We start from the raw sequence: 21,194 nt of genomic DNA on the forward strand, positions 1-21,194 counted from the left end.
GTGTKAGGGTTTTTAAAGATCGCTGCGTAAAGCAGCTCCTACTGCGGGGTAATTCTGTCTGGTRGTAGGTGGTTTACCCGCAGAGCTGTTTAGTGATAGGTGTGTATATCAAGAAGTGCGAGAGGTCTACGGATCGCTGCGTAAAGCGGCTCCTACTGCAGTGCAACTCTGTCTCGTAGGAGGTGGTTTACCAGCCGAGTAGTTTAATGACAGGTGTGTATCAAGAAGTGTTAGGGTTTTTAAAGATCGCTGCGTAAAGCAGCTCCTACTGCAGTGTAATTCTGTCTCGTAGGAGGTGGTTTACCCGCCGAGTAGTTTAGTGACAGGTGTGTATATCAAGAAGTGTGAGGGTTTTTAAAGATCGCTGCGTAAAGCAGCTCCTACCTCAGGTGTAAACCCGTTTGGTTGGAGGTGGTTTACCCGCCGAGTTGTTTAGTGATAGGTGTGTATATCAAGAAGTGTGAGGGTTTTAAAAGATCGCTGCATAAAGCAGCTCCTACTTCTGAGCAACGAGCTAAAGCAGGATAAATTGATGTAGATCATTGCATAAAGCGCTTGAATCACATTTCGACTTTGTTATACTTCGACGCGAATTTTCAGTTTAAACTGAAAGTTCAAAACTAACTAAGCCCAATTAAAGATCAGGACTATCCGTGCCCTCACACAGCTTTGCTACAGATAAACCAGTCGTTAGTGATACTGCCGTTTCAGGAAGTACCACGTCGCGTGTTTGGTTATTTGGGCGTGTTGCTGCGGTACTTAGTCTGTTAATGGTAGCCAACTTAGTATTATTATTCAGTGGTATGTTAGGTGATGTAGCTGAATTAGAAGCATTATTTGCAGATAATTCGTTACCAGACTCTCTTGTGGTGATGCTCGGAGCGTTTTTGGCTCAGCCTATTTTATCATTACACTTGCTGGTTGGTATTTATTGGTTAGTTTTCCATACTATTTTGCCTACACGCGCTGGCATCGTGCTACGCAAAATGGTATTCGCCTCTACAGAGGCTATACACCCTCAACCGGCGCCCAGCGCACATGGTTGTCGTGCTCCTCCTTTTAGATACCGCTGTCTGTTTGCGTAATCGCAATATTTATACCAATTAGACTTAATACTTGCTCAATTTGAAAGCATAAATCTGACGCCTACAGCGTAAAAATTTCTTATTTAGAACAACTAAATAGTAAAATTTTTGCCTTGCCTATATGGATGTAGGTACCTTAGCGACAGCAGGACGCGGTAGCTGAGTTATGGACAAGATTTTCTCGCTTAAAAATAGGCCACTTAATCAAGATAATTGGTATTAGATCCAATGTGCTTAATATCAATTTGTCTTGACGCTTGTTCAATTTGAATGAGGACTCCTGACGCTAATTGCGTTAAAAATTGTTTATTTAGAACAACTAATAGCAAATTTTTTGCGGTGTTATCGACAAGGTGCTCTCGTCTCTAAATCGATCACTTAATTAATCAAATTGGAACAATTTGCACTTTGCAGATCAGCAGTCAGCAATTCACTTTCAATTACATTAATCGGCTACTTATCGTCCTTTTAGAGCGAGTTGTAGGCTTGGTGATGTGATTGTCCGTTTACTGTATCAATCAATTATTTGGTAAATAGGTTAGTGACTGGTATCAACGAAGCGTTTCCCTTCACTAATGTATTTCCTTATAGATACAGTGCAATTCGAACTTGTGCAGCGTAGCTCGCACAAATAGATACTCAGCGTGCTTGATAAATAAGCCGCAGCTTATCGTTGAAGGGTAATCAATTGAATAAACGTAGTGTCGTGAATTATGCGCTCGCTTCATTGGGGCTAATGCTCACCGGTTGTAATGGTGGCATTTTGGATCCCAAGGGGCAAATTGGCATGGATGAGAAGTCCTTGATCATCATTGCCACTGTACTGATGTTGCTCGTTGTAGTACCAGTAATTATTCTTACCTTATATTTTGCGTGGAAGTACCGAGATGGTCGTGACCACGAGATCTATGCACCTAAATGGGCTCACTCTAACAAAATAGAAGCCGTGGTTTGGACCATTCCGATTGTGATTATTATTGTACTAGGGGTGATCACCTGGCGCTCTACACAATCGCTTGATCCATACAAGCCGTTGGAGGGCAAAGGAGAACATCTCACCGTTCAAGTGGTATCGCTAAACTGGAAGTGGTTATTTATCTATCCAGAGCAAGGCATTGCCAGCGTGAATGAACTGGTGTTTCCAGCGAATGTCCCAGTGGAGTACAAAATCACTTCCGAAAGCACCATGAACTCTTTCTTTATTCCGCAGCTCGGTAGTCAAATCTACTCGATGGCAGGGATGGAAACGCAGCTTCACCTGATTGCTAACGAGCCGGGAACGTTCAACGGTTTTTCTGCTAATTACAGTGGAGCAGGTTTTTCTGGAATGAAGTTCAAAGCCATTGCCACCAAAGACAAAGCAGATTTTGATAACTGGGTTGCCGATGTTAAAGCAAACGGCGACGCCTTAACCGCAGATCGTTACACGCAGTTGGCAGAGCCTTCAGAATATCACCCCGTTGAGTATTTTGGCTCGGTAGAGCAGGGCTTATTTCACACCATAGTTATGAAGTACATGCAGGGTCATGGCGAAATGAACTATTACGCCAAACCAGAGCATGCTGCGCATTCACATCACGGCAAGGCTGAGGAGTAATTATGTCGTTGTTTGGTAAATTATCCATCGAGGCAATCCCCTATCACGAACCCATCATTATGGTGACGTTAGCCGTGGTGGCGATTGTTGGTCTAATCGTGGCGGCAATGGTCACAAAATACAAAAAATGGGGCGTGCTGTGGCACGATTGGATCACTTCAATCGATCATAAACGCCTAGGTGTGATGTACATTATCTTGGCATTAATTATGTTAATGCGTGGTTTTGCCGACGCCATCATGATGCGTACACAGCTGGCCATGGCCACAAGCGGCGCAGCCGGTTATCTGCCTCCAGAGCATTATGACCAGATCTTTACCGCACATGGGGTGATCATGATCATCTTTATGGCGATGCCATTTATGATTGGTTTGATGAATATTATCCTGCCACTGCAAATTGGTGCTAGAGATGTTGCCTTTCCGTTTTTGAATAACCTTAGCTTTTGGTTGACAGCGGGTGGGGCTATTTTGATCAATTTATCATTGGCATTTGGTGAGTTTGCAAAAACCGGTTGGGTGGCATATCCGCCCTTGTCGGAGTTGTCGTTTAGTCCGGGTGTTGGGGTTGATTACTATATTTGGGCACTGCAAATATCCGGGCTTGGGACATTGCTCACCGCCGTGAACTTCTTGGTAACCGTATTTAAGATGCGTGCACCTGGCATGACGCTAATGAAAATGCCTATTTTTACTTGGACTTGTACTTGGGCAAATATTTTAGTTGCGGCGTCTTTCCCAATTCTTACCGCATTGCTTGCGATGCTAACGCTTGACCGTTATATGGACTTCCACTTCTTCACCAATGAAGCCGGTGGTAATGCAATGATGTATATCAACCTGTTCTGGGCATGGGGTCACCCTGAAGTGTATATCTTGATCTTGCCTGCGTTTGGGATTTTCTCAGAGGTTATTTCGACTTTTACAGGTAAACGCTTGTTTGGCTATAAGTCGATGGTGTATGCCAGCGGTGCGATTTCTATTTTGGGCTTTATTGTTTGGCTACATCACTTCTTTACTATGGGTTCAAGCGCCAATGTTAATGCTTTCTTTGGGGTCATGACTATGGTTATTGCGGTGCCAACGGGAGTAAAACTCTTTAACTGGCTATTTACCATGTATCGCGGTCGGTTACGGATCACGGTGCCTGTCCTTTGGACGTTAGGGTTTATGGTGACTTTTACCGTAGGTGGGATGACTGGTGTACTGCTTGCAATTCCAGGTGCCGACTACGTGCTGCACAACAGTCTTTTTCTGATTGCACATTTCCATAACACCATTATCGGTGGGGCTGTGTTTGGTTATCTAGCGGGTTTTGCTTATTGGTTCCCTAAAGTGATGGGTTACAAGCTTGATGAGCGTTGGGGTAAAGCCTCATTCTGGTGCTGGTTAGTTGGCTTTTTTGTGGCCTTTATGCCGCTTTATGTGCTCGGCTTCTTAGGTATGACACGTCGCCTTAATCATACCAACACGCCAGAGTGGAATATTTGGCTATACATCGCGTGTATTGGTGCCTTTATCATTATGTTTGGGATAGTTTTCCAAGTGGTACAGCTAGTGGTGAGCTACAAAAACCGCGAGCAATTGCAAGACACCACAGGCGATCCGTGGAACGGGCATACGCTTGAGTGGTCTACGGACTCTCCCCCGCAGTACTACAACTTCGCGACAACTCCTGTGGTTGACGATATTGACGCTTGGACAGAAATGAAAGAGCAGGGACAGGCATACCAAAAGCCTGCGCACTATCAGCCTATTCACATGCCAAAAAATACTCCCGCAGGAGTGCTTATCAGTGCGTCATTGACCGCGTTTTGCTTTGCCATGATCTGGCATATTTGGTGGTTAGCGGCGGTGGGGTTAGTCAGTGCTATCGCGGTATTTATTAAGCGTTGTTACACCCGCGACGTTGATTATTATGTTCAGGTTGACGAGATTGAGCAGATTGAGTCTGCCCACCTTTCTCGTGCATTACAGGAGGGTTAATTCATGAGTGCTATTACTCCCGATACGCTGCATGCGTTAGAAGATGCTCACGAGCATGCAGATCATGACACAGGTTCAAATACCATATTTGGTTTTTGGCTATATCTGATGACGGATTGTTTGTTGTTTGCCTCTTTCTTTGCCACTTATGCTGTGTTGTACATGAACACAGCAGGTGGCGTGTCTGGCAAAGATATCTTTGAGCTGGGTTTTGTTGCGGTTGAAACCGCAGCCTTACTGTTAAGTAGTATTACTTTTGGTTTTGCCATGATTGCGGCAAACAAACAGAAAAAGTCGCAAACCTTATCTTGGCTTGCGGTGACATTTGCCTTTGGTGCGGTGTTCATTGGCATGGAAGTGTATGAATTTCATCACTTAATAGTACACGGTCATGGACCGCAAAATAGTGCTTTTTTGACTTCTTTCTTCTCATTAGTGGGTCTGCACGGTATGCATGTGACGGCAGGCTTGATTTGGATGACTGTGATGATGATTGAAGTGACACGTCGTGGTCTTAAGCCACAAACGGTAACGCGTTTGAGCTGCTTAAGCTTGTTTTGGCACTTTTTAGATATCGTGTGGATCTGTGTATTTACCGTTGTTTATTTAATGGGGGCAATGTAATGAGCCATAGTGGATCTCAAGCGTCAGCACAGATGGATGTTCATGAGCATGAACACGACAGCCACGGTAGTGTGAAGTCGTATTTAATTGGCTTTGTGCTATCCGTTATTTTGACAGCCATTCCTTTTGCTGCCGTGATGAGTGGCAGCTTGTCATCTAGCACGACATTTTGGACGTTAGTGACAACGGCGTTAGTGCAAATTTGGGTGCACCTGAAGTACTTTTTACACCTGAACTTTGTTACGGAAGAAGGTAAGGCAAGCACGCTTTCCTTTATCTTTAGTGCGTTGATTATTGTGATGGTAGTGGGGCTGTCGGTCTGGATCATCTATGAATCGAACGCCATGATGATGTATTAACAGGAGAGTAGTCATGCTGCGTCGTTATTTTCAGGTGACAAAACCTGGGATCATTATGGGAAACTTGATTTCAGTCGCAGGAGGCTTTTTATTGGCCTCTCGAGGTGAAGTTGATTGGCTGCTATTTGCATTAACTCTGCTAGGGCTATCTTTAGTCGTTGCGTCAGGTTGTGTAGTTAACAATGTCATCGACAGGGACATCGATGCGGCAATGGCTCGCACTAAAACTCGCGTGACAGTAACTGGGGAAATTTCCTCAGTTGCTGCACTGTCACATAGTCTGGTACTCGGATTATCTGGCTTTGGGCTCTTAGCCTATTTCACCAATTGGATTGCGCTGGGTTTTGCCGCATTTGGTTTTTTTATTTATGTCGGTGTTTACAGCTTATACATGAAGCGAAACTCAGTGTATGGCACGGTGGTTGGTAGCCTGTCAGGGGCAGTGCCTCCTGTGGTTGGTTACTGCGCAGTAAGCGGGGTGTTTGACTCTGGTGCTGCCATTTTATTATTGATGTTTTGTCTTTGGCAAATGCCGCACTCTTACGCCATTGCGATTTTCCGTTTTGACGATTACCGAGCCGCGAATATTCCGGTGTTGCCAGTCGCGCAAGGTGTTGAAAAGGCCAAGCATCATATTGTTTTGTATATCGCCATTTATGCGCTGGTGGTGATGTTACTACCGCTTAGCGGCTACACCGGTGTAGCATTTATGGCGGTGGCCTGTACAACCAGTTTTTGGTGGTTATTGATGGCGCTAAAAGGGTACCAAAGAGACTCAGATTTACATGGTTGGGCGAGGCAAGTATTTGCATTCTCAATAGTCAATATCACAGTCCTAAGTATCGCGATGGCGATTGATAATCACAGCACAGTTTCTGCGATGCTGTACTGATCGCAGATTATCCCAAAGTAACTAAAACCCAAAGGCCCTCAGGGCCTTTTTTCGTTCTTATCTTAGTTTATACCAATTTGACTTAATACTTGCTCAATTTGAAGGAGTATATCTGACGCTAACAGCGTTAAAAATTCCTCATTTAGAACAACTAAATAGCAAAATTTTTGCCTTGCCTATATGGATGTAGGTACCTTAGCGAAAGCAGGACGCGGTAGCGGAGTTATCGACAAGATTTTCTCGCCTCAAAATAGACCACTTAATTAAGCAAGTTGGCATTATTTTACGTCGCTTGCTTTTTACCCATTTTATCTCCATATCAAGCTTATTGAATAGATGAGAAGATAATAATGGATTTAGGGATAGCAGAGGTATTGTTGTTATTTATGGCGATTTTTATCGCGTCCTTTTTACTTTTTAAGGTCGTGCTATGGGCCAAAAAAATGCCAAAAGGCGCCTATTTATTTTTGGCATTGATGCCGCTTATTTCTCTTTTTCCTATTCCACCACCTGTTTTTAAAAATGTCGCGAAAGCCAAACAAGAACAACGTAAAAAAGCCCCCAAATCAGGCGATAAACCTGAGCAATAAGCATAAAGTGGAACCTTCAAATAGCACGCTGTTTAGCTCGTGAATTCTGCTGCCCGCTTGGCCACGCTAGCATCGTGACAGGTATACGCCGTTGAAATAATCCCTTCGCTCAATAGAAACAGGCGCTCGACAGCGGCATCATCAGCGTTGTTAAGCGATTGTTTGAGTAACGCTTTTACCGCAAGTTTGTGCCGCTGGCATAGTTGATTAATTGGACTGGTAAGCTCACCAAATTCTGCCGCTGTGTTAATAAAGTAACAACCACGGAATTCGCCCAGTACCTCCACCTTATTATTAATCCACTGATCTAGCGCCAAGAACAGTTGCTTTTCGAGCATTTCACTGGTCTGGACATCTTCAAGGCAACCAGATAACCAAGATATAAATTGGTGATGTCGCTGCTCAAGTGTTGCAAGCACCAACGCATCTTTACTCTCAAAATGGTTATACAGAGTCTTTTTAGCGATACCAGATGACTTTAATACTTCGTTAATGCCAATGGCATGAATGCCATGTTGATAGAACAGTTCCATTGCGCAATCGATCAGTTGTTGTCTTTTTGTACTCATCAGTCAACCATGTTTATTACCGTGATTATAGGTTGACAGAAGTAGACCAACTTGTCTACTATTTGCGGGGTAGACAGGTTGGTCTACTTTTTTGAAAGGGAACGTATACAATGAGAGAAATACAACTTGCTTTAATTGCTGGAGTTGGGGCGTTTATCGCCATTGCAATATTGGCGTTTAGTCAAACGATAAGTGCTGAGTATATTTTTTTAATGGCACCTTTAGGCGCTACTGCAGTGCTGGTGTTCGGCGTGCCAAAAAGCCCACTAGCACAGCCTAAAAACGTTATTTTTGGACATATTATTACTGCAACAATTGGAATTATTTTTGCGCAATATATTGGTGTAAATGAACTCACCTTGGCAACTGCAACAGGCGTTGGAGTATTTGGTATGTTGGCAACAAAAACGACGCATCCGCCAGCTGGGGCAAATCCCATATTGATAATGCTAGCAATGGAAGGGTGGAGTTTTTTATTTACGCCAGTCATCACCGGTGCTGTGATCTTAGTATTGGTAGGCAAAGCGACTTTACTATTCACAAACAAGCTTAACGTAGCAGCTTGACATTAAACTCTGTAGCACTTTAATCGACGTGCGGGCTTATGATGGCCTGCTGTTTTTATAATAGCTCGTTTACTGCATACAATTGGTATAGACTACACCTAAGAAAACGTCTCAATAATTCAAGTAACTTTTAGTTATTTGATACCAAACGAACAGTTGATGTTTGTTGGTAATAATAACAATAATAAACCTTACATGGAGTAGATGTAGTTTGGAGCGAATTCAATTTGGTCAATTTCTGTTTGATACGGGGTCATATGAGTTAACGTGCGAGGGTGAAGTGATTGTACTTGATCCCAGAACGGTATCATTGTTGCTATTTCTGCTAGACAACCCCAAGCGGATAATCACACGCGATGAACTACAAACGGTGATTTGGCAGGGTGTAATTGTGACCGATAATGCCATCAATAAATTAGTCGCTAACTTACGCAAAACACTCAATGATGACCCTAAATCCCCACAGTATATTCAAACCGTACCCAAGCAAGGCTATCGTTTTATTGCTGAGGCGTCTGTACTTAAAGGTGTAAAATCCCACCTCGATACTGATCAAAAAAGCGTTAAGTCAAACTACGTAGTTAAGGGGCTTGCCAGCTTATTAATTTGTTTGTTGGCTGTTGTATTGGTGATGCTGAACAGCCGAGCATCTTCAGAGCTAAATTATAATGAAAATAATGTGTTAACTCGAGTAATGGGGGCTAAACGGAGTCTGGTCGTAGCACCTAGTGGGGAGTCAGTTAGTTTTCTCAATGACACTCGAGGTAAGGGGAATACACTTTGGGTCAAGCGCCTCAATGATCAGTATGATGATGTCGGTACACAGGTTGCAAGTGGCGCATACTATATTGATGCTTTAGTTGCACAGACTTCTACTCACCTGATTTTTACGGGATACCAAGAAGAGCAATGCGGTTGGTTCAAAGTCCCCTTTGCTGAGGGAACGCGAACTCTCGCCGCTGGCAAGGCACAACGGCTTGGTTGTAATAAATTAGTGTCTCATCAATTTACTTATGATACGCGGCAGGACGTGATCTGGCTGCTAGGGCACCCGAAGCAACACGAACATCAAAACACGTTATACAAGGTTGACTTCACGACAGGGTTAGAACCTATTAATGTAACATTGCCTAAAGGATGGCAGTTTATTTCTCTTGACCTTAAAGCTGACTGTTGTGAGCTACTACTCATAGCTCACAACAGTCAAGGAATAAGTCAGTTCTTTACGTTTGATACCACTTCTCACACATTAACCGCATTGGGGCGCACTCATCAGCAAATTGAGTTTGGTATATGGGGACATGAGAGTGACCAAGTGATTGTGGTTTCTGCATCAAAGCCAACTCAACTGCAATCTATTAATGTACAAAAAGGTTCTGAACGTACGCTCGCGAGTTTAACGGATCGAATTTGCTGTGAGTTAGCACGCCATCCAAATAATAAAGATTATGTGTACTCAACATACGACAAAAACATAGACCTTAATTGGCGACTTACCGGTTTTGAATTAGACAATAGTAACGGCAACGAGAGACTTCCTGCGTTCGCTAATAAGCAAATAGGGATCTACTTTACTTCGAACCGTGCCGGTGGCAACCATATTTATTTCCAAGCACCAGCACAACGTGCGGCGCAAGTGATTATGATGGATGAGCATATGCGTCTGCGAGAGTTGGCAGTATCTCCAGATGATAAGTTATTGCTGGTAAATCATAATAATCATCAGCTATGGATAGTGGATAGCGAACGAAAAAATGTGCTCCATCAGACCTCTTTAGATGGTTATGGTTTTGCTCAGTCTTGGATTAATAACACTTTATTTGCTGTTACGGTAAAACAGAAAACGTCCCGCAGTGTACGAGTATATAATCGGCAGTTACAGCTGGTGGCAGAGTTGCCACCATCGTGGATGCGTATTATGCCAGATAGAGCAAATAGAGAAGTTATATATGTCTATAATCAAGACAAAAACGTATACCGCTTTACATTGGCTGATTTACTCAATGGGCAAATGCAAAAAGGGGTTCAGCTTGGAGAAGTTGATCATTTTCATCAAGGTATAGTCGAAGATAGCGTGTTATATGCAAGCGACCACATAGAAGCAGAATTAACACTTTATAAACTCAATGACCGTCACCTACAATTTTTAAGTCAAAACCCATTTGATGGATATTATGGTTTCGATGTAAAGGACGGTCAGTTAATTTATGCGAGCACTCGGATGTTTAGTAGCGACTTATATACCACTCAAGCGCGTTAGCGAGTCTGCTCTTACCATCTATAGGTATATGCTAATTTGATTGCGGTTTCATCCGTATTTTCAGTACGTTCATGCCAGCCATCTTCTATGTTATAACCTCGGTTGATACTGGCTATATAAACTTCGTCTGGTGATGGTTCGAAGCGTATGCGACTGAAAATAGAGAAGTTATTGGTCTGATCATTGTGCTGTAATAATGTATTCCAAGACCATTCACTGTTAAAGGCTAGATTAACACTAAGTCTGGTATTAAAAAGTTGGTCATTGATGCCATCTTTTTGATAATAATACATATTGCGACTTACATTTAAAAATAGATGCTTATTTGGACGATAATTCAAATCTAGGCTAATGCGTTCAAACTCGGCATCATAAAAACTCCCTGTTAAAAATCGTGAAGTTACATACATGGGCCTGTTATTGGCACTTCTGATGTACAGTTCATTTTGAATATAATCATATTCTTGCGGCATAAAAGTGAGCTTATCCGTAAACCTGAATGGTTTTGTTAAGATCCTTTGATAGCGGTTATGACTGAAAAAGAAGTGATCATTATTTTTTAAATCAATTTGCAGTGGTCGTAAAAAAAGGCTTTGCCCTTGTCGGTTGCCTTGGGTGTCTTCCCAAAGATAATAAAATCCAGTAAATTGGTAGTAATTAATGTTATCTGCTAACCACCCCGACTGTGGCCTTATTCGATAGTGGCTTATCGCCTCGTAAAATTGAAGATCCTTTCTATTTACAAAGCCTAAAGCAGGGTTAAAATCTTTACCTATATATTGGTACCGACTACGAAGATAAAATGTGTCATTTGGCAGCTCTATTGATCCCCCGTAAGACTTGTTATCCTCATTGGTTATCTCCTCTGTTGAAACGGCTTCCGTTTCTTGATAGTAAGTGTGAGTGACGAAGGGGTATTGATCAAGCATATTGCCTTGGAAGCGATAGTCTGCGCCTACTAATCTTCTTTGGGCTTGGCCATCAGGGCTACCATTGGTTACAATAGCACCAATTTGATGCTGCTGTGCAATTTGCTGTGTCACACGGGCGACACTAAGCTGTGTTTCTTCGGATTGATTACCATCTTGTTCTTGATTTACGCTTAGAATACCTAAGCGAGTATTACCAATCTGCCCTGTTAATTTGGTGCCCCAATTGATATCTAGAATACCTGATTGTCGGCCCTGTCCGATACGTCGTGAGTAAAAAGGCATACCATTGGCGTGGCTATCTCCCATACCACCAAATCGAAAAATTTGACTGTCCTGTAGAAAGAAATCGCGTTTTTCGGTGAAGTACTGAGAGTATTGAGTCATATTGAGCGGTACTTGATCTACCTCTGTGCCTGAGAAGTCAGTATTGAGTGTCAGCATCGCAGAGAGATTTGGTGTCACTTTGTAGAGTATGTCCAACGCTGGTGTGAGTTTACTGTCATCGTCATTGCCTTTTAGTGCCAAGCTCGGTTTTACCTCTACTCCCAAGCCTTGCTTTAAGCCTTCAAGCCCTTCAATGGGGGCGAGCTGGTTAGTATGCCAAGCGAAGTTACTCGGGTTATTAAGGTTCCAATAAATTTGTGTATTAGGGTTGGCTACGCGGTGCCTGAGCTGCAAGCCCCATTGTTTAGCACCTTGCTCAAACGAAATTGATTGCATTGGAATAGCAATTTCTACAGACCATTTATCTTCTTCGATGTGTGTTTTAGCAAACCAAAGAGTTTTCCATTGGGCAATATAATTGGTACCGTCAACTAAACCATCTTCTTTAACACCTGAAGGAGTGACATGGAATAGATAAGCGTCTGCTCTGTCAAAATTAGTGTCTAGAATAAGTCCAAAATAATCCTCATCCCACATGTATTCGCCTTGCGTCAACACTCGGTCGGTTAACGAGGCTTTAGGTTGATAAATCGTCGCCGCAACGTAGAAGTAATCACTATCGTAGCTGATATAAGCCTCAATATTATGATCTGGGGTATTGCCGACATTGGGTCTAAACACAACGAAGTCATTGATGTGTTGTGCCTCCTGCCATTCATGTTCTGAAAGCTTACCGTCAATGGTGGGTTTTTTTGTAACCTTTGGGATAAAGGTTGGGGGTTGAGTAAATTGCTGCCAATTCGCTTGGACGTTAAACGAGCTAAAGACTGATAGCAGGGTGATTATGGCAACACATTGTTTAGCATTAACTAGATTTATCATTGTTATTTTCTCTGATCACAATATCTATTCATCATGCTGCAGCCTTTGTAAAAAGAAGTGATTAAGCAGCGAAATAAGATGACAAAGTAGTGATTTTTTATGATGAAAATATGCCTAGCGTATTGAAAATATTAAAAATAATTAAAGTCATGTAAAAGTAGAGAGCTACAGCTCGACGGGGTGATTAGGTGCTACTAATCTTGACCTTAAATTTGAATTTGCTGTAATTTCATTCCCTTACACGTGTAAAGCTCGGTACAAGCTTCTCTTTCTCTCGTCAGCGCGTTTGAGTGGGTACTATTTCGTATTTTTTTATTCATAGCTTAGCTAAGGGCTATAAATTACGCATCGCGGACTTATTGAGCGTTCGTTAATCAACCTAAAACGAATCGTGGGAGTTAAAATAAAAGCATATAAAACAGCAGATTAATATTTTACATGCTGTATATATGGCAACAGTAACGCAAATGATGAAATTTCATTGAAAGAGAATTTGAGTTTCGTGCTAGCATGTGAGTAAGGGAGTTAACTTGTCTGATTTATCAATTGATTGCACTACATATTTTTAGCCGGTTGTTCCACGGGATCCGTGGCGCTAAATATTCAAAAGAGGGGGTGTTCCTCAGCGCAAAATCTGCACATACATCGGTGTTATTTCGTGATATGTGTCAGCCTCCAACTCTTAGTCGCCGTTGGTTATATCAAGAACTCAAAATACAGACTGAAACAGCGACGTATTTGATATTGATAAAACATCATGGTGCGAATGAGTTGATACAGACATTACAGCAACACTGGATTAGGCATCATGGTCACCACTTACATGCCAAAGTGAAAAAAATAGAAACGCTACTCAGTAGTCGCTATCTTAGCCAAAGCATACAAAAAGTAGTGTTTGATGTGGCTGGATCATTATGGTGCAGTTGGAAAGAGGTTGATAAGGGAATATTACCCAAAGCGCTTGAGCCCATGGTGGCGACGATACGTGAAATTGCATCGTGGACTGAGAATGATATTGCAGAGTTTCAGTGTGCATTTGTCGCGTACTACTTGGGGCAAGATGTACTCTATTTTGACCAAGTTGAATCCAACCCTTTGACTCTCGCACAGCGTAAAGCCTGCATTATTCAAGATGACAGGCAACTATTATTGGCTGCTGCAGGCACTGGAAAAACCAGTGTTATCAAGGCAAAGTTGGGGTATTTACTGCATCGAAAGCTAGCCAATGCAGATCAAGTGTTACTACTTGCTTATGGCAATGATGCTGCAACTGAAATGCGAGAACGTTGTAATGACATAGCGAATACTCTGAATTGTTCAACGTTTCACTCATTGAGTATGCAGATCATCGAAGCCGTAACAGGAACAAAACCTGTGCTGTCAACGTTAGCAACCGATAAGGCGCAGTTTAAGCTATTTATCTCAGATGCTATCCAGTCTTTACGACAAGAAGCACACTTTGAACAAGCCTTTCATCAATTTTTGGATGGTCAAGGTATAAAGCAAACCCAACATGTCATTGAGCTACTCAGCCAAATGTTGCCGTTGATAAAGCAGGCGCAAATAATGGGAGAGGCAGAGTCATTAATTATGCGATTTAATCATCAAATGACGGTCCCGCTGGCAGTACTTGCTGAATATCAGTTATATCTAACCAATGAGGCCTGTATCGATTTTGATGATATGCTAGAACGTGCTATCCATTTTGTTGAAAATGACAAATTTAGAGTGCCTTGGCGTTATATTTTGGTTGATGAGTTTCAAGATATTTCTCGTGTCAGAGCAAAGCTAGTTCAAGCACTACTGAATAAAAAAACTGGTAGCCAATTATTTGCGGTAGGTGATGATTGGCAAGCAATATACCGCTTTAGTGGTGGTGATATACGGCTGACAACAGAATTTGCCAAACATTTTGGAAAGTCTACAACTACCTATTTAGATAAAACTTTTCGCTATCCACAAAGTATTCTGGATACAGCTTGCGAGTTTATATGTCGAAATCCTGAGCAAATAGCCAAAGATATCAGTTCAAACCAACTAGGTATCAAAGGGCAAGGAGTTATAAAAGTCCCCAGTGGTGACGAGATAATGGATGCTCAACAACTCCTTAATTTGATTGAGCAACGTAACGAAGGAGCGGTATCAGTTTTGTTACTTGCTCGAAACCATAAGGGTTTACCTGATAAAGCGCAAGTGGATAACTGGCGTCGATTATTTCCGCAGTTGGCGATCAGTACCAATACTTTTCATGGCGCTAAAGGGACAGAAGCCGACTTCACGATAGTGTTTGGCCTTAAAGCACGCCTATTCCCATCAAAAATAAAAGTACCAGAGATAATAGAGGCGTTACTTCCAGCAAAAGGAAGTTATGCAGATGCAGAAGAGAGGCGGTTATTTTATGTCGCGTTAACTCGAGCAAGAAAGCAGTGTTTTCTTTTGGAGCCAGATGAGTCACCGTCTTATTTTCTACAAGAAATTGCGTGATTAAGGTTTACCCACTCTTGATCTTTTATGACATTACACGCATACCATTATTATCGCACTAACAATGTTGAGGTAAGGATGAGCACAGATCTATTAAAAGACGCGTTAAAAAGAGTAAACACAATCGTAGAGAAAACAGGGATAGAGCAGTCAACGTATCAAGCGCTTGCTCAACCCCAAAGAACCTTGTCTAGTAATATCTCTATCCGCAGAGATAACGGTAAGTTGGACTACTTTGAGGCACATCGATGTCAATATAATGACCTCCTTGGGCCAACCAAAGGTGGGATCCGCTTTCACCAAGACACCAACGTCAGCGAAGTCCAAGCATTAGCACTGTGGATGACACTCAAGTGCGCGGCGGTCGGTGTTCCGTTTGGAGGTGCAAAAGGTGCTGTAACCGTTGATCCTAAAACCTTAAGTCCAATGGAGTTAGAGCGCCTAGCACGTGCCTATATTAGGGCTAATGCCGATTTCATTGGCCCGGAGCAAGATATTCCAGCACCTGATGTTTATACCAATGCAAGAATTATGGGCTGGATGATGGATGAATATGAGAAAATTGCAAGGCAGAAAAGCCCAGCGGTGATCACCGGAAAGCCCCTTATTTTTGGTGGAAGCGCGGGACGAGAATCAGCAACAGGTCGTGGCGCATTTTTAATCATTGAACAGTTAAGTAATAAAAATAACTGGGATAATTCGGACAAAACAGTGGCAATTCAAGGGTTTGGTAATGGTGGCTATCATTGTGCGCGACTGTTACAGCAATCTGGGTACAAAGTGGTTGCAGTGAGTGACTCTAAGGGAGGAATTTACTGTAAGGAAGGCTTGGATATCGAAAGTGTTTATCAAGAAAAGCAGCGCAGTAAATCACTCAAGGCGGTTTATTGTAAAGACTCTGTGTGTGAAAGTGTTGAACATGATGTCATTAGCAACGATGAATTGCTGAGCTTGAATGTTGACATTCTTGTTCCTGCAGCATTAGCAGGTGCCATAACAAAAGAAAATGCTGACTCCATTGCTGCAAATTATATTGTTGAAATTGCAAATGGTCCGGTAGAAGCAGATGCTGATCCCATTTTAAATGACCGCGGCATTATGGTGATCCCTGATATTTTAGCGAATGCTGGAGGGGTAATTGTGAGCTACTTTGAGTGGTGCCAAAATCGCCAAGGAGAAGCATGGGATGAGCAAGTAGTGAACGATAAACTAGCCAATTACATGCAGGATGCTTTTGACGGAGCGTGGGAGCTAAGCCGAGAGGAAGGGCTCGACATTCGAGACGCTGTGTATAAGCTTGCCTTACAGCGAATACAAAGCGCATTACAGGCACATGGGACACAGTCTTACTTCGAAAATCGAGAGTAGTTTTTCAGATTGTGTCGATAAATTTTTTTTGCTGTACTGTTTTTAGGTGAATCCACATAATCGCGCTTTTGTTTATAGGGCGATAGCACTTACGGCCAAGTAGTGTTTTTACATTATATTGTAGATGTCGTTCTGGTTATCTGTTTTTCAAGGGGTAATTTGTATGCGCGGTTGGATCATCTATAAAGACTCTGCCAATTTAGTGAAACCTGAAATCTACGAGATAGATAGATTGATGGCGGTAGCAAAAGAAGAAGGTATCGATCTTCAAGTGTATTCACCGGATCAGTTTGATCTTCTGGTTACTAGGGAAGACGAAGAAAGCATTCTTATCGATGGGCAACCAGTTGCATTGCCTGACTTTGTGCTACCCAGAATGGGTGCTGGCACCACATACTTTACCCTTGCTATTATTCGTCACCTTGAGCGTTTGGGTGTGCACTGCTTTAATTCGTCACAATCAATTGAAACCGTTAAAGATAAATTATATGCCCAACAGATATTAGCTGAACAGAATCTACCTACGCCAAAAACCATGTTGGTTAAGTTTCCAGTTAATATAGAGCTAGTCGAGAAACAAATCGGTTTCCCGGTGGTGATCAAAACATTATCCGGTTCTCAGGGCAGTGGGGTGTTTTTGTCCAAATCAAGAGGTGAATTTGACGATTTGATGCAGCTGATTGAGGCGACTAACCCTAAGGCGAATATCATTTTACAACGCTTCATCAAATCGAGCCATGGTAGAGACTTACGAGTATTAACTATTGGTGGCCGCGCTGTGGCATGTATGGAGAGAAATTCAGGTGGTAAAAATTTCAAAGCCAATGTGAGCCTCGGAGCCACTGGAAGCCCTCATCCTATTACTCCAGAAATAGAGTGGCTAGCGACGCAGACGGCTAATATCTTAAACTTAGACGTAGCGGGTATTGACTTATTGTTTGATGAAGAGCACTTCAAAATATGCGAGGCAAACTCAAGTCCAGGTTTTGAAGGGCTTGAGCAGGCTGTTGACATAGATGTTGCAAGAGAGATTTTGCACTTTATTCGTATTCGACTTGGCATCTTCAACCGCTCAGGCAAAGTATCGAAAAATAACAATGGCGTGAAAAAAGCCTCTGCAACTCACGCAGAAAGTGAACAATTAACTGTTTAGATGTGTTTCGAGAAACACGATGAAACCAATCACCGTGTTTCTTCTGTGCTCACAGCTTTAACTGTTGTTAATGCCGTTTTTAGCGCGTCAATTTGGATTGGTTTGGATAAAAAACTGTCCATGCCCGCATCTAGACATGCTCGCTTATCCGACTCTGATGTATTGGCTGTCAAAGCGATAATGTGCGGTATTGATTGTGTGTTACTATTGAGTTTACGTATTGCTCTAGTTGCGTCAAAGCCATCCATATTGGGCATAATGCAATCCATAAAAACAATATCAAAGTGATTTTTACGGCACGCCTCTACAGCTTTCACACCATCATATGCCATGTCAATTTGAGCCGCACCAAATTGTTGTAATAACTTTTCCATCACTAATACATTAATTTGATTGTCATCAACCAATAAGATCTTACATCCGGCTAAGGAAATATTAGGTGTCGATAAAGGGCAAGGCTCGGTATGAGCGTTCTCGTGCTGCTTTGCAAAATCGACGGGAAAAGTAACGGTGAACGTACTGCCTTTGTCGACTTCACTTGAGACTTGTATATCGCCGTCAAATAGATTGCAAAGCTCAAACACAATGGATAAACCAAGCCCTGTACCACCAAAGCGGCGACTAATACTGGGGTCACCTTGGCTAAAAGGCTGGAAAAGCAAACTTTGGTTCTCATCGGAAATCCCAATACCAGTATCGCAGACACGTAATTGAAGCAAGAATTGTTCGTTTTCTGTTAAGACATCGGCATAGATATCAACACATCCCACTTTGGTGAATTTTATTGCGTTACTGACCAAATTCGCGAGAATTTGTTTTATTCTGGTAGGATCAGAGTACAGCCAAAGGTTAGCCAGCTTGTTCATGTGTACATTGATGGCCAGCCCTTTTTCTTGGCTAGCTGGATGGTATAAGCCAACAACTTGGGTGACCAGTTGCGTTAAGTCAAACGGCGTATTATCCAGCGTTAAGTTATTGCTATTAAGCTTACTAAAGTCCAATACATCATTGATCAGGGTGATCAACATATCCGCGCTATTTCGGGCAATTGTTAAGTTACTTTGTATCGCATCAATATCATTTTCCTTGTGGCAAGCTTGAAGCATGCCTACAAGCCCATTCAACGGGGTACGCAATTCATGGCTTATCTTGGCAATAAAGTCACTACGAGTTTTAAGTAGTTGCTCAGCTTCTTTTCTTTGTTGATCTAAGGCTAAACGTAGTTTAACTTGCTCATCAATGTCTTGAATTGCACCAAAAACTCTAACGCATTCACCATTTTCATATTCCCCCTGCCCATGAGAGGCAACCCACTTTTCATTACCGTGTGCGTCTATGATAATTGACTCAATATCCCACTTTGTTCGAGAGGAGATTGCGTCATTAATCGCTTGCTTTATATCGTTTTGATGGGAACCTGGTTTATAAAAAGCAATGGCATTATCCAGCGTCGGTACAAACTCTTCTGATACGCCGTGAATAGCTCGGGTTTGTTGGCTCCAGTAGACTTTATTTTTTTTAAAATCTACTTCCCAAGAGCCAATATCTGCTAATCGACTCATTGCTGCAAGTGCTTCAGAGCGATGCTGTAGTTGTCTTAATGTTTTTTGACGTGAAATCTCAACGCCAATCCACTGTCCTAACAAGCTGACGTAATCTAAATGCTCCTGAGTGAAACTATCGGGTTTAGCATCAGGGGAAGAAAAGTTCACTGTGCCATATCGATTTCCATCAACAATGATGGGAGCGCCAATGTAACTTTCTAGGCCAAAGTGTATATAGCAGGGGTGTGTTGCGATCTTGCTGTTTCCTGCATGAGAGAAAGCCAGCGCACTACCTGCTTTAAAAGTGTGCCAACAATAGGTATCTGAAAAATCAAATGTGGTACCAACGGACAGACTATTATCCGGCGTAATAACATGTTTTACTGTGTAAATATTGGCGTTTATTTCACTTACGATAGCAATGTCGAGCTGGAATACATCAAGCCCAAGACTGAGAAGTGCGGTAACTTTTTCATCGAATGTGGTTTCTTGGCTTGTTGTGATCAGATGTAGCCTTTTTAAAATACTCACAAATTTCACATCGTTGGTGTAATTAAGATAATCTTTTAACTTTAACTGCTCTTTGCTAACTTGCCAACAATAAATCTTGCTACTTTGTCGAGATAACTTCCGTTTTTCAATAGATTATGAATAAAATAAGCGATGCGGGATTATCACTACTATTTAGGTGAATAGATGAAATTTATCAGTATAGCTTTTTTATTTATGGCGTCGTTTGCGAGTGCTCAAACGCTTCGGGTGGCAACTTTCAATGTCAGCATGGAAGCGACGAACTATCAACAGCAAGGTGAACCCCTTGATCCTGAGAAACTAAGCAAGTTACTTCAAGACGGTCAACATCAGCAAATAAAAAACATCGCAGAGATCATTCAACGTGCTCGTCCAGATGTCATTCTGCTTAATGAGTTTGACTACATTGCTGAACCAGGGAAGGGCGTGCTGGCATTTATGAACAACTACTTGGACAAAAGTCAGCATGGTCAGCAGCCGATATCATATCCGTACTTTTATATCGCACCGGTTAACACAGGCTTACCAACACGATTTGATTTAGACAACGATGGTAAAAAGTCGCGTTATGCTGGAGATGCGCAGGGCTTTGGCCTTTATGAAGGGCAATACGGTATGGTTGTGTTGTCTAAGTATCCTATAAAAAATAGCCAAGTGCGGACACTGCAAAATTTCCTTTGGAAGGATATGCCCAATCATAAAAAAACCATAGATCCAAAAAGCAACTCACCTTTTTATCATGCTGACGAGTGGCAAGTCTTACGATTAAGCTCGAAGTCACATTGGGATCTGCCAATTGATGTAAATGGAAAGGTATTTCATTTCCTTGCTATGCACCCAACCCCTCCAGTATTTGATGGTGAAGAAGACCGTAATGGCAACAGAAATCACGATGAAATTAGACTGATGGCCGACTATATAGACCCAAAACGGAGTGAATATATTTATGATGATAGTGGTGTAAAAGGTGGCCTAAAAGCGAAAACTCGATTTGTGATTGCGGGTGATTTAAATGCTGCAGATCAAGGCGATAAACATCGTCCTGGTGTAATCGAACAGCTATTAGAAAGTCACTATGTGTTCTCTGCTTTTGAGCCGGTGAGTAAAGGGGGCAAGCAGCATAGTGAAGCGCAATATAGTCGCAGTTACACTGCTCATTGGGGAGCTCGGGTCGACTATGTTTTACCTTCAAAGTATGGCGTTCGTGTTTTAGACAGCGGCGTGTTTTGGCCTAGTAGCACGGATCCACTATATCGATTAGTTGAAAGCCGCCATGCTAGCTCAGATCATCGCTTGGTGTGGCTTGACCTTGAATTAAAGTAACAATCACTTTTACAACCAGGTGTTTATCAAACTAAATAGAAAGCAAACGCCTCCTTGCTGAGCGGT

At 42.3% G+C, this 21,194-nt stretch carries 16 protein-coding genes; 13 read left to right on the forward strand and 3 right to left on the reverse strand.

Annotation, left to right across the window (positions count from 1 at the left end):
• The first annotated feature begins 653 nt into the window (after positions 1-653).
• From EAG18_RS18375 to EAG18_RS18405, 7 genes are all read left to right on the forward strand, one after another.
• Positions 654-1,085: a hypothetical protein gene (locus EAG18_RS18375; RefSeq protein WP_275557337.1), complete on the forward strand. Its 432-nt coding sequence runs from the start codon at positions 654-656 to the stop codon at positions 1,083-1,085.
• A 688-nt stretch (positions 1,086-1,773) separates the two neighbouring features.
• Positions 1,774-2,682 (forward strand): ubiquinol oxidase subunit II, encoded by a 909-nt coding sequence (cyoA, locus tag EAG18_RS18380; RefSeq protein ID WP_125253820.1) that lies wholly within the window; start codon positions 1,774-1,776, stop codon positions 2,680-2,682.
• A 2-nt stretch (positions 2,683-2,684) separates the two neighbouring features.
• Positions 2,685-4,667, forward strand: a complete 1,983-nt coding sequence (gene cyoB, locus EAG18_RS18385; RefSeq protein ID WP_125253821.1) for a cytochrome o ubiquinol oxidase subunit I — start codon at positions 2,685-2,687, stop codon at positions 4,665-4,667.
• 3 nt (positions 4,668-4,670) lie between these two features.
• Positions 4,671-5,291, forward strand: a complete 621-nt coding sequence (gene cyoC, locus EAG18_RS18390) for a cytochrome o ubiquinol oxidase subunit III (protein ID WP_125253822.1) — start codon at positions 4,671-4,673, stop codon at positions 5,289-5,291.
• Positions 5,291-5,650 carry a cytochrome o ubiquinol oxidase subunit IV gene (cyoD, locus tag EAG18_RS18395; RefSeq protein WP_125253823.1) on the forward strand — a complete coding sequence of 120 codons (360 nt, stop codon included), beginning with the start codon at positions 5,291-5,293 and terminating at the stop codon, positions 5,648-5,650. Before cyoC ends, cyoD begins: the two co-directional genes overlap by 1 nt.
• Before the next feature lie 13 nt (positions 5,651-5,663).
• Positions 5,664-6,542 (forward strand): heme o synthase, encoded by an 879-nt coding sequence (gene cyoE / locus EAG18_RS18400; RefSeq protein ID WP_125253824.1) that lies wholly within the window; start codon positions 5,664-5,666, stop codon positions 6,540-6,542.
• Between the two features lie 350 nt (positions 6,543-6,892).
• Positions 6,893-7,132, forward strand: coding sequence for a hypothetical protein (locus tag EAG18_RS18405; protein ID WP_125253825.1), 240 nt, complete (start codon positions 6,893-6,895; stop codon positions 7,130-7,132).
• A gap of 32 nt (positions 7,133-7,164) precedes the next feature.
• On the opposite strand, the gene EAG18_RS18410 is transcribed toward EAG18_RS18405, so the two are convergent.
• A complete protein-coding gene (locus EAG18_RS18410) occupies positions 7,165-7,701 on the reverse strand; it encodes a TetR/AcrR family transcriptional regulator (RefSeq protein WP_125253826.1) in 537 nt (178 codons plus the stop codon).
• Positions 7,702-7,811: 110 nt separating this feature from the next.
• Here EAG18_RS18410 and EAG18_RS18415 point away from each other — a divergent pair, with 110 nt between their 5' ends.
• Entirely contained in the window at positions 7,812-8,267 is a 456-nt protein-coding gene (locus EAG18_RS18415; protein ID WP_125253827.1) for an HPP family protein, read from the forward strand.
• Positions 8,268-8,478: 211 nt separating this feature from the next.
• Positions 8,479-10,527, forward strand: a complete 2,049-nt coding sequence (locus tag EAG18_RS18420; protein WP_185745624.1) for a winged helix-turn-helix domain-containing protein — start codon at positions 8,479-8,481, stop codon at positions 10,525-10,527.
• An 11-nt stretch (positions 10,528-10,538) separates the two neighbouring features.
• Here EAG18_RS18420 and EAG18_RS18425 read toward each other — a convergent pair whose 3' ends face one another.
• Positions 10,539-12,725: a carbohydrate binding family 9 domain-containing protein gene (locus EAG18_RS18425; RefSeq protein ID WP_125253829.1), complete on the reverse strand. Its 2,187-nt coding sequence runs from the start codon at positions 12,723-12,725 to the stop codon at positions 10,539-10,541.
• Between the two features lie 546 nt (positions 12,726-13,271).
• Between EAG18_RS18425 and EAG18_RS18430 the strand changes: the two genes are divergently transcribed.
• The 3 genes from EAG18_RS18430 to EAG18_RS18440 all read left to right on the forward strand — a co-directional run bounded on the left by EAG18_RS18430 (position 13,272) and on the right by EAG18_RS18440 (position 17,730).
• Positions 13,272-15,209 (forward strand): UvrD-helicase domain-containing protein, encoded by a 1,938-nt coding sequence (locus EAG18_RS18430; RefSeq protein WP_275557338.1) that lies wholly within the window; start codon positions 13,272-13,274, stop codon positions 15,207-15,209.
• A gap of 78 nt (positions 15,210-15,287) precedes the next feature.
• The gene (locus tag EAG18_RS18435; RefSeq protein WP_125253830.1) at positions 15,288-16,577 is read left to right on the forward strand and encodes a Glu/Leu/Phe/Val dehydrogenase; all 1,290 of its coding nucleotides are present in this window, start codon (positions 15,288-15,290) and stop codon (positions 16,575-16,577) included.
• Between the two features lie 163 nt (positions 16,578-16,740).
• Positions 16,741-17,730: a RimK family alpha-L-glutamate ligase gene (locus tag EAG18_RS18440; protein ID WP_125253831.1), complete on the forward strand. Its 990-nt coding sequence runs from the start codon at positions 16,741-16,743 to the stop codon at positions 17,728-17,730.
• 29 nt (positions 17,731-17,759) lie between these two features.
• Here the strand turns inward: EAG18_RS18440 and EAG18_RS18445 are convergent, their stop codons facing one another.
• Positions 17,760-19,805: an ATP-binding protein gene (locus tag EAG18_RS18445; protein ID WP_125253832.1), complete on the reverse strand. Its 2,046-nt coding sequence runs from the start codon at positions 19,803-19,805 to the stop codon at positions 17,760-17,762.
• A gap of 165 nt (positions 19,806-19,970) precedes the next feature.
• Between EAG18_RS18445 and EAG18_RS18450 the strand changes: the two genes are divergently transcribed.
• Positions 19,971-21,128 (forward strand): endonuclease/exonuclease/phosphatase family protein, encoded by a 1,158-nt coding sequence (locus EAG18_RS18450; RefSeq protein ID WP_125253833.1) that lies wholly within the window; start codon positions 19,971-19,973, stop codon positions 21,126-21,128.
• Positions 21,129-21,194: the final 66 nt, after the last annotated feature.

The organism is Pseudoalteromonas sp. J010, assembly GCF_003934235.1.
Classification (GTDB): domain Bacteria; phylum Pseudomonadota; class Gammaproteobacteria; order Enterobacterales; family Alteromonadaceae; genus Pseudoalteromonas; species Pseudoalteromonas peptidolytica.

Bases quoted from the DNA above. Each gene is read 5' to 3' on its own strand.
- EAG18_RS18435 (WP_125253830.1), top strand. From the start codon at position 15,288: ATGAGCACAGATCTATTAAAAGACGCGTTAAAAAGAGTAAACACAATC.
- EAG18_RS18410 (WP_125253826.1), bottom strand. From the start codon at position 7,701: ATGAGTACAAAAAGACAACAACTGATCGATTGCGCAATGGAACTGTTC.
- EAG18_RS18405 (WP_125253825.1), top strand. From the start codon at position 6,893: ATGGATTTAGGGATAGCAGAGGTATTGTTGTTATTTATGGCGATTTTT.
- EAG18_RS18450 (WP_125253833.1), top strand. From the start codon at position 19,971: ATGAAATTTATCAGTATAGCTTTTTTATTTATGGCGTCGTTTGCGAGT.
- cyoE (WP_125253824.1), top strand. From the start codon at position 5,664: ATGCTGCGTCGTTATTTTCAGGTGACAAAACCTGGGATCATTATGGGA.
- EAG18_RS18440 (WP_125253831.1), top strand. From the start codon at position 16,741: ATGCGCGGTTGGATCATCTATAAAGACTCTGCCAATTTAGTGAAACCT.
- EAG18_RS18415 (WP_125253827.1), top strand. From the start codon at position 7,812: ATGAGAGAAATACAACTTGCTTTAATTGCTGGAGTTGGGGCGTTTATC.
- cyoB (WP_125253821.1), top strand. From the start codon at position 2,685: ATGTCGTTGTTTGGTAAATTATCCATCGAGGCAATCCCCTATCACGAA.
- cyoC (WP_125253822.1), top strand. From the start codon at position 4,671: ATGAGTGCTATTACTCCCGATACGCTGCATGCGTTAGAAGATGCTCAC.
- EAG18_RS18425 (WP_125253829.1), bottom strand. From the start codon at position 12,725: ATGATAAATCTAGTTAATGCTAAACAATGTGTTGCCATAATCACCCTG.
- cyoD (WP_125253823.1), top strand. From the start codon at position 5,291: ATGAGCCATAGTGGATCTCAAGCGTCAGCACAGATGGATGTTCATGAG.